This window comes from Neochlamydia sp. AcF84 (genome assembly GCF_011087585.1).
Taxonomy (GTDB): Bacteria; Chlamydiota; Chlamydiia; order Chlamydiales; family Parachlamydiaceae; genus Neochlamydia.
The window spans coordinates 1-14,349 of the sequence record NZ_VJOT01000012.1; the positions used below are offsets into that span (position 1 = coordinate 1).

The window sequence follows — 14,349 nt, forward strand, 5'->3', positions numbered from 1 at the left end:
AGTGGTAACATTCATTATTCAACTAGATTTCTAGGAGGAAATCGTGAGTGAAACAAAACCTTTTATTATTTCTAAAACACTTGTTATGGAGGCCTATAAACTTGTAAAAGCAAACGCAGGAGCAGCTGGCATAGATCAGCAAACGCTAGAGGATTTCGATCGAAACCTTAAAAGCAATCTTTATAAAATCTGGAACCGAATGTCCTCGGGAAGCTATTTTCCACCGCCTGTAAAGGCCGTTTCAATACCAAAGAAAAGTGGTGGAGAAAGAATCTTGGGAATACCTACAGTAAGTGACAGAATAGCTCAAATGATTGTAAAGCTGATGTTTGAACCTATAGTAGAGCCCCATTTTCACCAAAATTCTTATGCATATAGGCCGAATAGATCAGCTTTAGATGCTGTAGGAATCACTAGGCAAAGATGTTGGAAATACGATTGGGTGCTGGAATTTGATATTAAAGGCCTATTTGACAATATAGACCATGACCTTCTAATGAAAGCAGTAAGAAAACATACAGATAACAAATGGGTTATTTTATACATCGAAAGATGGCTAAAAGCACCTCTTCAATTAAAAGATGGAATTCTTGTGACAAGAAATGCAGGAGTGCCCCAAGGAGGAGTGATTAGTCCAGTGCTTGCCAATCTATTTCTTCATTATGTATTTGACACCTGGATGACAAGGAAATATCCTAGCATGCCATGGTGTAGGTATTCTGATGATGGATTAATACACTGTAACACAGAACAAGACGCTCAACACCTTCTAACAAATCTAAAGAAACGATTTGAAGAATGTAGTTTGATGCTTCATCCAGATAAAACAAAGATTATTTACTGTAAAGATGGAAGCCGCAAGGGAAAGTACAAGGAAACCAAATTTGATTTTCTAGGCTATACCTTTCGGCCAAGACTGGTCAAAAACAGCAAACGAAGTAGCATGTTTATAAGTTTTACACCAGCAGTAAGCCAAGCGGCGCTAAAATCTATGAAAGCAACCATTAGGCAATGGAATATAAGAAATAGAACAGATTTAGAACTTGGAGATATAGCCAAAATGTATAATCCAGTTATTAGAGGATGGCTGGCATACTATGGGAAATATTCTCCATCAGCTCTATACCAATTCTGCAGACATTTTAATAAGACACTAGTGGCTTGGGGAATGCGTAAATACAAGGAACTTGCAGGTCATAAAACAAGAACGACTATCTTTATAGAAAAGATAGTAAAGGAAACCCCAGAGTTATTTGTACACTGGAATAAAGGAATGATAGGAGCGTTTGCTTAATTGGGAGCGGTATGAATCGAGAGGTTCCTGTACCGTTCTACGAGAGGCTTGTGGGGAAGTTCCATAGGTCGACTCACCACAAAGTTCATTGGCAATTAGATGTTTCTTATGGGGAAGATAAGAGCAAAGTCCGTAAAGACCACGGTCCCGAAAATCTATCTGTTTTGAAAAGATGTACAATGAATTTATTAAAAGCTGATACAAAAACAAAAGCAGGAATCAAGGGCAAGAGAGCAAAAGCCGGGTGGAATCGAGACTACATGATGGAAATACTAAATGGTAAATAAAATCTTCATGCAATTTCCCTGGAATGTTAAAGATTTAAACTTTGCGCACTATACGCTTCGTTTTTAAATGAGAGAAAACTTATTCCATGACAATTTGTAGGCCTTACCGATACGCGCTGAAAAACCTCAAAGAGGTTTTTGCTACAGGGCCCTCCAAAAAGCTTAAGAAGCAAGCCGCCCCCAAGTTGCAGAGAGCTTGGTAAAGGACTTTAGAAACACAAGCATCACGAAGGCTGCCCTGGAAGCCTATGGAAGTGTTGTGAAATCTTATTTTTATTACCTTATTCTCTAAATTTAAACCTCATTGAAGCTTTTTGAGCTAATTTTAAGAAGCTTAGAAAAACAAACTTAAGTAAATTTTTTCTCTTGCATAAATCGTTGATTACTATTTAAGGAAAAAAGGCCAGTAGCAGAATTTAAATAGGTTTAATTTCAAAGATGGGGATAAAAGGGTAGTTTGGCACGAAAGAGTTAGCTAGCTTTGCTTGTAGCTTTAATCGCTAAGATCTTCAATAACAAAGAGGGCTCTACAAGCATTCTCCCTATTATGACTCACGACTTAAAATCATGATTTTGCCCCCATCTATAAATCTAACACAAACTATGGCGCATAGAAGAGTATCACCATTCGATAAAGCAAAATGCTAGCTTTAAGAAGTCACCTATCAAAATCGCTTGCTCTCAAAGAAATCATATTTTTTTCCTCTTATCGCTTATTAAAAGCTTGCATTTCTTAAAATAGGGCTAGCACCAGAACGATAAGGTCGATTTTCTGCTTGAGGTAATAGTGAATAATTAACTTTTTGATTTGTCGATGGTGACTTGGAACTATTTTTAGAATTTTGATTAAGCTGCTCTTCCAACTGAGCCATGCGCGTTTCAAGCTTGGTGATTACCTTTTCCACTCTATTTACCGTAGCTTTTAGCTCTGCATTCTCTGTCAATAGCTGCTCGTATGAGGGTTGTATGCTATTTAATGTATAACTAAGCCAGTATATACCCTAGAAATTATTTTATTTATCAAAAGTGATTGATATACACCGTGACCGCTTATGAAAATTAGGATTTGCAAGCATGAAAGATATGAATAAGTTTTTATCGGTCGAGGCTCGACTTCTTTAAGTGCTTCTTTAATTTTTAAATAAGCAATCTAGCTACTCGCCAGCCAAAGCTTTTTTTTCTTGGCGACATTTTTTAAAAAAATCACGCATGAGGGCGGCTCCATATTCCTCTAGAACGCCTCTCCTAATGTTGAGATTATGCGTAGGATGAACCTTCTCAAACACATTCATCCAACTCCCATTAGCCCCATGCCTTAAATCAGGCGCGCCCCATACCAGCGTGGAAATTCTTGATAAAAACATAGCTCCTGCACACATGCAACAAGGTTCTATGGTGGTGTAAAGTGTAGTATCAGTCAATCGCCAGTTCTCTATTGCCACTTCCCCTGCAGTAATGCATAGCATTTCTGCATGGGCAGTAGCATCTTTGAGTAGTTCTACTTGGTTATATCCCCTCGAGATTACTTGTCCTTCATGCACCAAAACAGCTCCGACAGGAACTTCCCCCTGTTTAAAAGCTTTCCAGGCCTCTTTCAAAGCTTCAAGCATAAATTTTTCATCTTCTGACTGGGGCTTAAACGTAAAGGGAAAAAGCATAGTTATCCATTCAATCTTTTCTGTAGTAATGCCATTTGCTTTTTCAAAGATTCTGTATCTTGAATATATTTTTTTTGCATTCCAATCAGTTTTTTCTCATACTTATCCACTAAGCGAGCTAATTGCTTTTCATAATAATCTTTTAAAGATTGTTGGCTTGAATGTTCGTCCTGGGCATTTCCTACAGCTGCTAAGGCTTTTTGTTCTTCTTCAGCAAGCTTATTGAGCTTTTCATAAATTTCTTTAGGAAATACTACCGAATTCATAACGGAAAAAAGATAAGTACGTACAGCCCCATATTGGCTAACTGCACCCTCCACTATCTCTTGCGATTTATCTGTATCAATTTCAGTTAATTGGGTAAAATCATTGGAGATTTGCAACAAGGCCCGTTCAAAATAATCATAAAGCTCGGCATTCTTGAGAAGCCATCGATTGATGATAAACTCAGCAATTTTTTCTCCATTTTCTTCTTGCTCTAAAGCTAAGGTATAAGCCTTCACTATCTCTTCATTTGTTAGCTTGTTTAAATTTTTACCTAAAAAATATTTCTTTACAAATTTAAAATCGTTTTTAAGATGCTCGTGTTTAAGGTCTTTTTTTACCTCTTCAATGATTTGAGGCATCCATGATATTAACAATGTAGATTTTTCTTTATAAGTGGCGTCTTTCAGCATAGAGTAATTCCTTAAAAGGGTGTTTTGATTATGCACGGTTCAAGAATCTACCAATTTAACAGAGAAAATGCAAGAAGAGAACCTTTTATTAATGGGTTTAATTTAAAAGCCATGAAATAGACCCTTCATCCTAAAAGCCTCTTTTCTTCTTTTTTCTTTTACATTTCTCCTTTTATTCGTCATGGCTCCCTCCCACCCTAAGAAGATTGCTCTTGATTTTTAATAGTTACCTAGGTAAGATGGGATGATAGAGTGAGAAAAATAGATTTACATTTTTTTAATATATTAAGTCCCCATAACTATGGTCGGACTTTAAACTTAAACGGGGGATTTTCTGAATGTCTCTAGACAAAGGAACGAAAGAAGAGATTACAAAAAAATTTCAGCTTCATGAAAAAGACACAGGCTCCGCTGACGTCCAAATCGCTATTTTAACAGAGCGTATTGCTGAATTAAATGAGCACCTTAAGCGTTCTCCTAAAGATCACGCTTCTAGGCTAGCTCTCTTTAAGCATGTTGGCCTAAGAAGACGTTTATTGGATTATTTAAACTCAACCGACACTTTGCGCTATTTGTCGCTTATTAAAAAGTTAAAATTAAGAAAATAACGCAAAAAGCTTTATATTAAGTAGGGCAGATGGCCCATACCACTGCCCTTGTTAATCTAAGCTTAAGACCCTTTATTCCTAAGAAGGCCTCAAGTTTAAGGAGAATTTTAAAGATTATAGAAATCAGAAATCGCGCTTTAAATCCATCATTTAAAGTATGTTTTCTGAGTTCTATCTGTTAGCCTTCTTTATCATCTTCGATGACGCTTGCTGGAAAAATAGCATAAAATTATGTGCGTTTTTTTTGCCTTCGACCTATCAATAAATTCAAACTACATTTTAGGAGTATAATATGCAACCACACCTCATGAAGGTTAAAGTAGGCGAGCAAGAACTAATTTTTGAAACAGGAAAAATTGGTAAACAAGCCAATGGGGCTGTTTTAATAAAAGCAGGCGAAACTTATCTTTTTAATAGCGCTTGTGCGGCAGCTAACGCGGCTGATAATATTGATTTTTTCCCTTTGAAAGTTGATTACCAAGAAAAATTTTCTGCGGTAGGTAAAACGATTAGCGGCTTTATAAAAAGAGAAGGACGCCCATCTGAGAAAGAAACCCTTATTTCACGCCTTATAGACCGTCCAATACGTCCTATGTTTCCCGAGGGCTATTATAACGAAGTTCAACTATTGTCCTACGTTTGGTCTTATGATGGCATTAATATGACAGAGCCCTTGGCAATCTGTGGCATTTCAGCCGCTTTAGTACTCTCCGATATTCCCTTATTAAAACCTGTAGCTGGTGTACGTGTTGGTTTAATAGATGGGAAGTGGCTTGTCAACCCTACTCAAGAACAGATGAAAAAATCTAAATTAGACCTAATGCTAGCGGGAACCGAAAATGCCATTCTTATGATCGAAGGTCATTGTGATTTTCTGACCGAAGATCAACTCATGGAAGCCATTGAAGTAGGCCACAATAGTATCAAAATTATTTGCCAAGCCCTACACAATTGGCAAAAAGAGATTGGTAAAGAAAAAAATCTGACCACTCTTAAAAGCTTGCCTAAAGAACTCATGGGAGAAGTTGAAAAACTTGCTAGACCTCTTTTAGAACCTGCTTTAAGAAGCAATCTTAAGCAAGATCGTGAAGAAAAATTGAATGCTATGAGAAAAGCTGTGGTAGATACCCTTTTACCTGAAGGAGAAGAACCTAAATATTCCGTTAACCAGGTTAATGTGGCTCTTAAAGATATTCAGTCTAAATACATGCGTAAAATGATCTTAGAAGAAGATATCCGTAGCGATGGACGTGACAGTAAACAGATTCGCTCGATTGATATCGAACAAGGCCTTCTGCCTCGTACGCACGGCAGTTCACTATTTACACGTGGTGAGACGCAAGCAGTAGGTGTATGTACGTTAGGTGGGGAAGCTATGTCGCAAAGATACGAGGATCTCGATGAAGAGAGTAGCCGTAGATTTTATCTTCAATATTTCTTCCCTCCCTTCTCTGTAGGAGAAGTGGGACGCATAGGCTCTCCAGGACGCCGTGAAATTGGCCATGGAAAATTAGCAGAAAGAGCTTTGTCAGCTATTGTACCTACTCGAGATATCTTTCCTTATACCATGCGCTTAGAATCCACCATTACAGAATCTAATGGTTCTTCCTCCATGGCTACAGTATGTGCAGGCTGCCTTTCTATGATGGATGCAGGAGTACCTATTAAACGTCCAATTGCAGGAATTGCCATGGGACTGATTTTAGAAGAGGGGCATTATAAAATTTTGTCTGACATTTTGGGAATCGAAGATGCTTTAGGCGACATGGACTTTAAAATTGCTGGTGACCAGCATGGCATCACAGCCTTCCAAATGGATATCAAAGTAGAAGGAATTACCCCAGCTATTATGCAAGCGGCTCTAAATCAAGCTAAAGAGGGTAGAATTCACATCCTTAACAAGATGTTGGAAGTTTGTCCTACTTTCAAACCCCAGATGTCTATCTATGCCCCGCGTATTGAAACCATGCAGATTAAGCCTAGTAAGATTGCCACAGTGATAGGTCCAGGAGGAAAACAAATTCGAGCTATTATCGAAGCCTCCGGGGTAGAAATTGATATCAACGATGATGGCTTGATTAGCATAGCCTCTACAAACTTAGAAGGTATTGAAAAAGCCAAAGCTATTATTCATGGCCTAACAGCTGAAGTAGAAATAGGTAGGACTTATACAGGTAAAGTTACCTCTGTAGTAGCTTTCGGAGCATTTATAGAAATTTTACCGGGTAAAGAAGGGTTATGCCATATCTCTGAATTTGAACATACACGCATTGAAAACTTAGCCGATCATGTCAAACAAGGAGAAATAATTTCTGTAAAAGTTTTAGATATCAACGAACGTGGCCAGCTTAAGTTGAGCCGTAAAGCACTTCTTAGTAAGTAATGAAGAGGAGATCGATAGAAAAAGACTATCGATCTCCCTTCATTTTATTCATTCCTTAAGATATCTATATCTTATCCTCGTATCATTTTTCGCTTATCTTTTTCTGCTAGGCTTTATTCCTTTCCCTCTCATCTTAAACCCCACTTCTTGGCTAATAAATTTCTTTGCTATGTTCTTAGTAGATGCTCTAAATTTCTGAGACAAAAGCTGATCTTGTTATCTAAAAACCTTTCTTAGCAAATAATCGTGCCTTTCATTAGCAAGCCTCTTAGTTGTACCATTAACTTTTTAACTTAATAAAACATTTGACAAAACGTTATCTTTAATAAATTTTTGTAGCTCTATAATCATTATCTTTAAGTCATACTTTTGCGTCTACAATCTCTTAATTTTCACTCTACTAGCCTTCTTAAAGATGGCGACTTAATTTATTAATAATTAAAGCTACTTGATTTGTGCCTCATCATTCCATAGAAAGAAAGTAATTATAGAAGTAAATACCCCTTTTGCTTAACTCTTCCTAGCTTAAGCCTGCCTAAAAGCTCCTTCAGCTAGCGATTAGCGAATAAACCTAGCGCGCGATATATATTCTAGGATTAATAGACGCAGCATGGATATTTTTAATTACTTTCTAAAAACTCGCTTCACGCATCCATCAGGCAACATGACGCATTAATTACTCTCAAGCAAAGTATCTAGAAGGCTTTTTAAAGCATATCCTCTCTTCTCTAAAGCTAAGTAAAAAATTAGCATATGGTTGATCTATATTAAAAGTGAGCAAGCCAATCCTCAAGGCACGTGCATAACTTTTAAGCCCATCATCCTAATTAGGGAAAATTAAAAAAATCTTATAATTACGATATTTAAGTTCTTTACAAATTTGAATGGTATAGATATAAACTGCTTTAACACTAGCCAAAAAACTACAAGCGGCAACATATCAACCATTTATTCAACTTTAGGCCCCATAACTGTAGGTAGTAATGAATAATATTTTTTCTTGGAATCCTTCTAACCCTCTTCTCAAGCAACTAGAAGATTATCGCCACGACCTAAATAAAACCCTCCCTACATCTGAGAGAGATAAAGACCCCACCCAAAACCTTACTGCTTTTTTCCAAAATTTTGTGCGAACAATCGAAGTAGAGCACCCTCTTCTTCGCAAAGTCTTTGTGCGTTGGCTAGGAAAAAAAGATTTAGTAGATAGTAATGGAGAGCTTGAACCTACCTTAATTGCGAATTATCTTGCTCCTATTTGGAAAAAGGATCCTGATGAATGCCAAGCTAATCTCCATCTTTTATTCAATTACATGACTCAGATCACGAAAAGTTTTATCAAAAAAAAATTCAGCTTAGCCGTAAACCCCTCTCTTGAAAAAATTGATATCCAATTTTTGGATCAAAAATTTTATAAAAGTTACCACAAAATTTTATCTACCGTGCAGTTCATTTGCTCGCTAGAAAAAATAGAAGATGAGTCAATTAAAATCATTATCACTGAGCTCAACGTCTGGTGCCTTCATTATTTAGTAGAATCAGCAAAAACGCCCTTAATCAATTTCGATCAGGATAAATACAACTATCCATTTAGCGAATACATAGACGATAATGCTCCTCATTATCACCGTGAAGATGGAGGGGCAATTGTAAAGATTTTCCTTAGGGTAATCAAGCAACGGCACGATTGGCTAAAAGATATCAAAATTAGCCTTATAAAAAATGATGAGTTTGAAAAATTAATTATTAATTGCTGTCAGATCTTAAAAGGACGCTATCTTCCTGCTGAGTCGAACAATCTGAAGAATATCCTTGAAGAGATTAACAACAAACCAGAAGAAAATGATTTTACTTTTGTAGATTATTCCGAAGCGTTCAAGTTCTATGAACATAATAGCTCCATTCTCCCTACCAAAAATATAAAGGAAATTTTACATAGAGTGTCTAAGGACAATCATTTAATTGTTGGAGTAGTATTAAAAATTGATAGCCAGGCTCTCTACTTTTTTCATGGCAATAACAAAAAAAACTTAAAGAAATTTTTAAATACATTTAAAAGCCTTCAAGGAGCTCACGGAGCGTATCCTGATATTGTATTACTCAAAGAACTTTTAATTCGTACAGGCTATAGAATTACATCCCTTTTAGACCACTATCCTCTTCCCCAGAGAAAAGCTTACGAAACCTACCTAGAGATTCCTCCGTTAGAAGAGCGTGAGATTACTCTAAAGGAGGTAATAAATACCCATCAAGAACTCTTTAAATACGTAGAAACTTTATCTGAATCGGTAGAAAACTCGACGCTTACCTCACACTATTTGCAGTTTCTTTATAAACTGCTTGCCGTCACAAAGCCAGTCATAAGAGTAGAAAATCCTCTTATTTATAAAGCAGCATTTAATTGTTTAAGCAAGATAAGAAAACATCTTAGCCAGCTTAGCTATGGTAATTTCCAAGCTTGCCAAAACAAATTCATTCTTGTTTTTGAACATTTTCAACAGCTTCAAATATTATACAAAAGAGAAGAAATTGAAACTATTCCTGAGGTTCTAAATTCCCAACCTACTCCTGAAGGAGTAATAAGCAACGGATATACTTTTACAAGCGGTATTGCTTGCTTTGGAAACATTACGGAAGGTCTTTTGCAAATGTTTGCTGAAGGACCTTCTCAGCCTGATGGAGAGCCTTGTAAGCCCTCTGTAATATTTGACACCAACAGTTACTACGAAATCAGCGAGAGCACAGGAGGCCTTAAAGATTGCTTAAAAGAACGTTTTTCCTGTCAAACTGCCCAACTAAGTAATTTTGAAACAATTCCGAACCTGGAAAATTATGATGTTATCTTTACAGATATCTATCCTAATCGGGTAGTGAGACTTGTCATAGAAGAAATAAAAGTTAAAGAGATTATTAAAAAAATTTTAGAAAAAAGAGCTTCTAGCTCGGCTGCGCATAATGATAAACGTCCATTAGCGATGGTCCTTGATTGTGCCACTACGTTTTTTATGCATGAAGAAGTCCGCAGCTTAGTAGAAGAATTTGCAACCCCTATTAATGAAGGAAAATTAATTCTTATTTTAACCAACAGCCTAGCTAAGTATGGGCAGCTTGGGTTAGATAAATTTCCGGGCGGAATAGTACAAGTTTATAGTTCCGATACATCTGCGGACGATTTATTAAGAGGTTTATTAACAAGTAGTGCAAACGATAACTTTTCTAAAGAAGCTTTCTGGTTTTTTCATCTTATGCTCAAACATTGCAGTGAAAATATCATAAATTATCTAGAAAAAATAAGAAAAAATACTGACTTTGTTTATAAAGAATTACAAAAACAGGGACTAGTCATAGAAAAAAAACAAGACAGTACTAATCAAGGCTCCATTCAAAAGAATAATACTAAAAAACCTTTGATTCAAATCGGTTATAGAGATGAAAAAGTCCCGATGATAGGAATTCACATGAAGGGTTTTCAAAAAGAACTTTTTGGAAAGGAGGATGAGCAACTTTTACATATTTTGGTAGTTATCATGCAGTATTATTTGTATGCTAGATATATCAATGAAAATCTACCTGTCACCATGAGCCAAAGCTTTGGATTTGCGAATGCCAATTTAATTGAGTGCTGGTCTGCATTGAGATTAACAATTGGTCTAGAGGAGGAAAAAGATCTACGTTCATATGCTGCGATAATCGGTCAAATTAAAGAAGAGCTAGATTGTTTGGTCGAAGATGGTTTAAAAGAAAAAATAAAAGATAACATCATCACGCTATCCAAGCAACAGGATTTAAAAAAGTTATTTTATCATTACCATTCTAACTTTGTGAATAAGGTTCAAGACGGTTTATCATCTTTCATTAGCTATCTGTGTACTCTTAAGGAGTGCTAAGAAACCTTTTAAGGTATTAAATAAGACGAGTTAGCCGATAAAGAAATAGCTGAAAAAATGAGGCACTTAAATCTATCTTCCCCTTGGTCAATTTATAAATCTAGCCAACTAACAATTTTTGCTAATCCTTAATATTTTCTTTCCTTTAGCTACACTTTGCGGAAACTTTCTTTGCAGCTAAGAGATTCATTTAACCTGCCATCTTATTCTTTTTACACTAAAAGTGATCCTGCTCCAGTCCTTTTGCCAGGCTTTGGTTGCCTATAGATCCAAGGAGAAATTTTTCATTTCAATAGCTTATCTCCAGGGTTCCGCTAGCTGGCGTTTTTTCGGCAGCAATATTTTCCCAAACTTATAGGCAAGCTTTTCCTTTTGCTAATAAATAAGAAATCTCTCCTTTTCCTTTACACGGCTAATCAATTGCCCGCCCTCTGCCTTTTTCTACTGAAAAAAAATCGTTTACTACGCGCTGCCAACCTAACTTTGTGATTATCTTAAGTTGCATCTAAGCAAGGTTTACAGCATTCTATCTAATGGGCTATCTTAGTAGCATCTAGGCACCCTGAAAGAGCTCCTGACCGGCAAAAATTCACCCTTCTCCTGAAGGTACATTACATGACCCTACATCTTTAATGAGCTCTAGATCAAATAGTGCTACAGATCTTTTTCTAGGATCCATAAGGATAAGTCTCTAACTTGCTTTTTACACTCCTTAAAAAGCTTGGGTGCTAAAATCTTGTGTTGGGTGTCCATAGCTTTTTACAACCATTCTGGTATCAGATCTTAGATATTACCATCATAGAAAGATACTTAATACGCCTTAAAAAACTTAGTCTACATACCCAACCTTCTGAAAGATCCGCCTATGCTCAACAAAAGGGGTTTTATTAAGTACGTGAGTGCATAAAGAGTAGATTAAAAGCGTATGCTGGAAGACGAATAAAAAAACAGCTGCTAGTGAAATACCTTCTTCACAGGGTTTGATTCTTTTTATCAAAAAAGATTTAAACAGTGAGGATCATGAGGGCTTAGAGAGAGATTGATGAATGCCCCTTTTTCCGAGATAGAGGATAAGTGTAAAAAGCTTGAGCCTTAAACAATGCAAAATGTCGCTCAAAAGCTATTTGAGGTCCCCAATTAGCAAGAGCAATAGAAGAAGTAGATGGCTAAAATTATTATTAAACGAAGCGCTGGTTATGAGTATATTGTCTTATGAAAAGTGGCTATATCACATGCATGGACTTTAAATATATTAGGAAACTCTTATCAATTTAAATATCGACATCCTGGCCGCCGCTTAAGTTGTCTTTACCAATTTGATAAAAAGAAGGGTAGCTTATGCTTACCACCCGTAACCCCTGCATCCACTTGACTCGTAAGGAAAAACAAACATCAATGAGCTAGATGATGCAGTATAGGCTATGGCGTGAAGCATATAGAATTATTATAATCTTATCCGATGAAGAGGGTGGAATGGGGGAGCGAATATTTAGATTTTTATCCATGTTTGAATCATTGCACCTGGATCAATAATACCTTGGAGTTTTACAGAAGCTTTATTGACCTTCGTGTTTCCAATTTTAATGACTTTTAAATTCATGTTGTCTAAAAAAGAAGGCAGTTCTTCAAATGAATGATTTCCATTCAAATTTAATTCTTGTAAATTAACCAATTCTTGAAGTTCAGAAGGTAGAGAAGTTAAATTATTAGCGCAAAGATCTAAATGCTGTAAGCCTTTCAGGTATTTAAAATAAGGAGGTAAATTTGTTAACTTTGCACCACTAAGTTCTAAAAACTGAATTTGTTCAATTTGCCGCATGATATCTTTTAAGCATATCCTCTCAACTTCTTCAGGATGAGAAAAATCATGGTTTAAGTATTTGTGAAGAATATTTCGAGCTATCGTGTGACCTTTTAAACTTCTCGAATACTGCACATAGATACGACCTTTCAGATACACATTTTTAACAATAAATTCACACAGTTGCTTGATTTCTTTTAACTGATTAATTTTCTGGGATATCTCACTAACACTTTTCTCTGCATCTTTTATGCCCTTATTAGAAGAAATTGATAAATCATAATCATTCTGCCCAGGTAAATGAGATTCAAGGAAATTAGAGCCGAATCGGGAATCAAAGCTAGAGGTTTGTGTTAATGCGTGCATACTGTACTCCTTTTTAACAAAATTTTTATTTTATTATAAAAAAAATGTCAATAAGTATTTAATATCAAACGATCTGGAAAAAATCTTTTTCAAGATAATATTTACCAACAAACCTATCCAGGCAATGGTTGAAAGTGTTTTAAAAAATGATTTTGTATAATTAAGGAGAATTAAAACTTTCTGTTCTTTTTTCTCCCATCTTTTGTATAAGTAAAGAAACTACTTAGCATAGATCAGGCTATATTGCCTAATATTTAAAATTTTGTTTAGCAATCCCACTGATTTATTAAGCAATTATACACGTTAGCTAGCTAAAAGAGCATATCAGCTGCTGGCATTTGAGTGATAAATGTTATTTTAATATTAAAATTAGCTTTAATGAACAAACTAGGCTTAGGCCCTCAAATTCTCCTAGGGAACCTTTGAGGGCCTTTATCCAGATGGAGAGGCTGAAAAGTCGATATATTGAAAACCTTATATATTAACTAGATGATTTTCGATTTCAGGGATGGGACAATCCGTCAAATCTTTTGCTACTTCAGCCACTATAGTTTTTTGCGTGCTACTATTTATATGAGGGCGCACTAATCCTAAAAACGCAGGATTAGCCATTAAATAAAGCCTTGTAAATTCTCCTTTATAATGGGCAGCACAGATATACTCTCCTAAGGATCTAGCAAATTTCTCCTTTTCCACCTCTTTAGGATCCGTTTCAGGTTCGTAAGCATGACGAGTGGTTCCTCCACTTTGAAAGTTACGCCCAGGTTTTCTCCCTTCTAACACCTGATCTTGTAAGCGGCTTTCAGGATGATTGAGGACTATAAGTTCTTCAATTTTAGGAAATTTTGCTAAACGATAAATCTTAGCTTTCGAGCTATTGGCAACTACGATCCAAGTTAGAGTATGTGGCATTCTTCCTCCTAATGCTATTAGAACAATTAATTTTACTATTAAAAAAGCAACTGATATTTATATTGTCTATCATTTAGTCTCGAAAAATAGATTAAAAGCTCCTCTAAATTTTTTTTATCACTTATTATCTATAAAGCTTGCCTCTATCTATTAAAGAAAGGTTTTTTAAGTGATGAAGCTCTCAAAAGGCTTATATTTAATCTAGCTTTTGAAAGCATTCACTTAACGCATAATCTTGCATTTAGCTTTTTAAAATACTATAAAAAATTCAATTAGGCTAAACCTTTAGCCATTTCAAATTGTCACGCTACCTATTCTCAAGCCTATTTATTGAGCTTACAATAACATTACTTTTTCCTCCTAGCTACAAGATTTTTATCCAGCCATTCCCGCAAATAAAAATTTTAACGTTATTTAAAGATAATCCTTAGGTCTGCTTATCTAAAAGCAAAAGGGTACCTTAAGCTTTCTTTGCCGAA

10 protein-coding genes are annotated in these 14,349 nt (G+C 35.9%); 5 read left to right on the forward strand and 5 right to left on the reverse strand.

Annotated elements, in window-relative coordinates; genetic code table 11:
- Positions 1-43 precede the first annotated feature (43 nt).
- The gene (gene ltrA / locus NEOC84_RS00555; protein ID WP_166154286.1) at positions 44-1,294 is read left to right on the forward strand and encodes a group II intron reverse transcriptase/maturase; all 1,251 of its coding nucleotides are present in this window, start codon (positions 44-46) and stop codon (positions 1,292-1,294) included.
- A gap of 11 nt (positions 1,295-1,305) precedes the next feature.
- Entirely contained in the window at positions 1,306-1,581 is a 276-nt protein-coding gene (locus tag NEOC84_RS00560; RefSeq protein ID WP_166154288.1) for a transposase, read from the forward strand.
- A gap of 716 nt (positions 1,582-2,297) precedes the next feature.
- Here NEOC84_RS00560 and NEOC84_RS00565 read toward each other — a convergent pair.
- The 3 genes from NEOC84_RS00565 to NEOC84_RS00575 all read right to left on the reverse strand — a co-directional run bounded on the left by NEOC84_RS00565 (position 2,298) and on the right by NEOC84_RS00575 (position 3,916).
- Complete coding sequence (locus NEOC84_RS00565) at positions 2,298-2,525, reverse strand: DUF6444 domain-containing protein (protein WP_166154290.1); 228 nt, start codon at positions 2,523-2,525, stop codon at positions 2,298-2,300.
- A 210-nt stretch (positions 2,526-2,735) separates the two neighbouring features.
- Positions 2,736-3,239 (reverse strand): tRNA adenosine(34) deaminase TadA, encoded by a 504-nt coding sequence (gene tadA, locus NEOC84_RS00570; protein ID WP_166154292.1) that lies wholly within the window; start codon positions 3,237-3,239, stop codon positions 2,736-2,738.
- A gap of 2 nt (positions 3,240-3,241) precedes the next feature.
- Positions 3,242-3,916: a hypothetical protein gene (locus NEOC84_RS00575; protein WP_166154294.1), complete on the reverse strand. Its 675-nt coding sequence runs from the start codon at positions 3,914-3,916 to the stop codon at positions 3,242-3,244.
- A 338-nt stretch (positions 3,917-4,254) separates the two neighbouring features.
- Between NEOC84_RS00575 and rpsO the strand changes: the two genes are divergently transcribed.
- The 3 genes from rpsO (at position 4,255) to NEOC84_RS00590 (ending at position 10,791) form a co-directional block, all read left to right on the forward strand.
- Positions 4,255-4,524, forward strand: coding sequence for a 30S ribosomal protein S15 (gene rpsO, locus NEOC84_RS00580; protein ID WP_039385127.1), 270 nt, complete (start codon positions 4,255-4,257; stop codon positions 4,522-4,524).
- Between the two features lie 292 nt (positions 4,525-4,816).
- Complete coding sequence (gene pnp, locus NEOC84_RS00585; RefSeq protein ID WP_166154296.1) at positions 4,817-6,907, forward strand: polyribonucleotide nucleotidyltransferase; 2,091 nt, start codon at positions 4,817-4,819, stop codon at positions 6,905-6,907.
- 983 nt (positions 6,908-7,890) lie between these two features.
- Entirely contained in the window at positions 7,891-10,791 is a 2,901-nt protein-coding gene (locus NEOC84_RS00590; protein ID WP_166154298.1) for a hypothetical protein, read from the forward strand.
- Positions 10,792-12,280: 1,489 nt separating this feature from the next.
- On the opposite strand, the gene NEOC84_RS00595 is transcribed toward NEOC84_RS00590, so the two are convergent.
- Together NEOC84_RS00595 and NEOC84_RS00600 are read right to left on the reverse strand one after the other, a co-directional pair.
- Positions 12,281-12,958, reverse strand: a complete 678-nt coding sequence (locus NEOC84_RS00595) for a hypothetical protein (protein ID WP_166154300.1) — start codon at positions 12,956-12,958, stop codon at positions 12,281-12,283.
- 474 nt (positions 12,959-13,432) lie between these two features.
- Positions 13,433-13,870: a host attachment protein gene (locus NEOC84_RS00600; protein ID WP_166154302.1), complete on the reverse strand. Its 438-nt coding sequence runs from the start codon at positions 13,868-13,870 to the stop codon at positions 13,433-13,435.
- Positions 13,871-14,349 lie beyond the last annotated feature (479 nt).

Coding starts and splice junctions, on each gene's coding strand:
- NEOC84_RS00595 (WP_166154300.1), bottom strand. CDS start 12,958: ATGCACGCATTAACACAAACCTCTAGCTTTGATTCCCGATTCGGCTCT.
- tadA (WP_166154292.1), bottom strand. CDS start 3,239: ATGCTTTTTCCCTTTACGTTTAAGCCCCAGTCAGAAGATGAAAAATTT.
- rpsO (WP_039385127.1), top strand. CDS start 4,255: ATGTCTCTAGACAAAGGAACGAAAGAAGAGATTACAAAAAAATTTCAG.
- NEOC84_RS00590 (WP_166154298.1), top strand. CDS start 7,891: ATGAATAATATTTTTTCTTGGAATCCTTCTAACCCTCTTCTCAAGCAA.
- pnp (WP_166154296.1), top strand. CDS start 4,817: ATGCAACCACACCTCATGAAGGTTAAAGTAGGCGAGCAAGAACTAATT.
- NEOC84_RS00560 (WP_166154288.1), top strand. CDS start 1,306: ATGAATCGAGAGGTTCCTGTACCGTTCTACGAGAGGCTTGTGGGGAAG.
- NEOC84_RS00575 (WP_166154294.1), bottom strand. CDS start 3,916: ATGCTGAAAGACGCCACTTATAAAGAAAAATCTACATTGTTAATATCA.
- NEOC84_RS00600 (WP_166154302.1), bottom strand. CDS start 13,870: ATGCCACATACTCTAACTTGGATCGTAGTTGCCAATAGCTCGAAAGCT.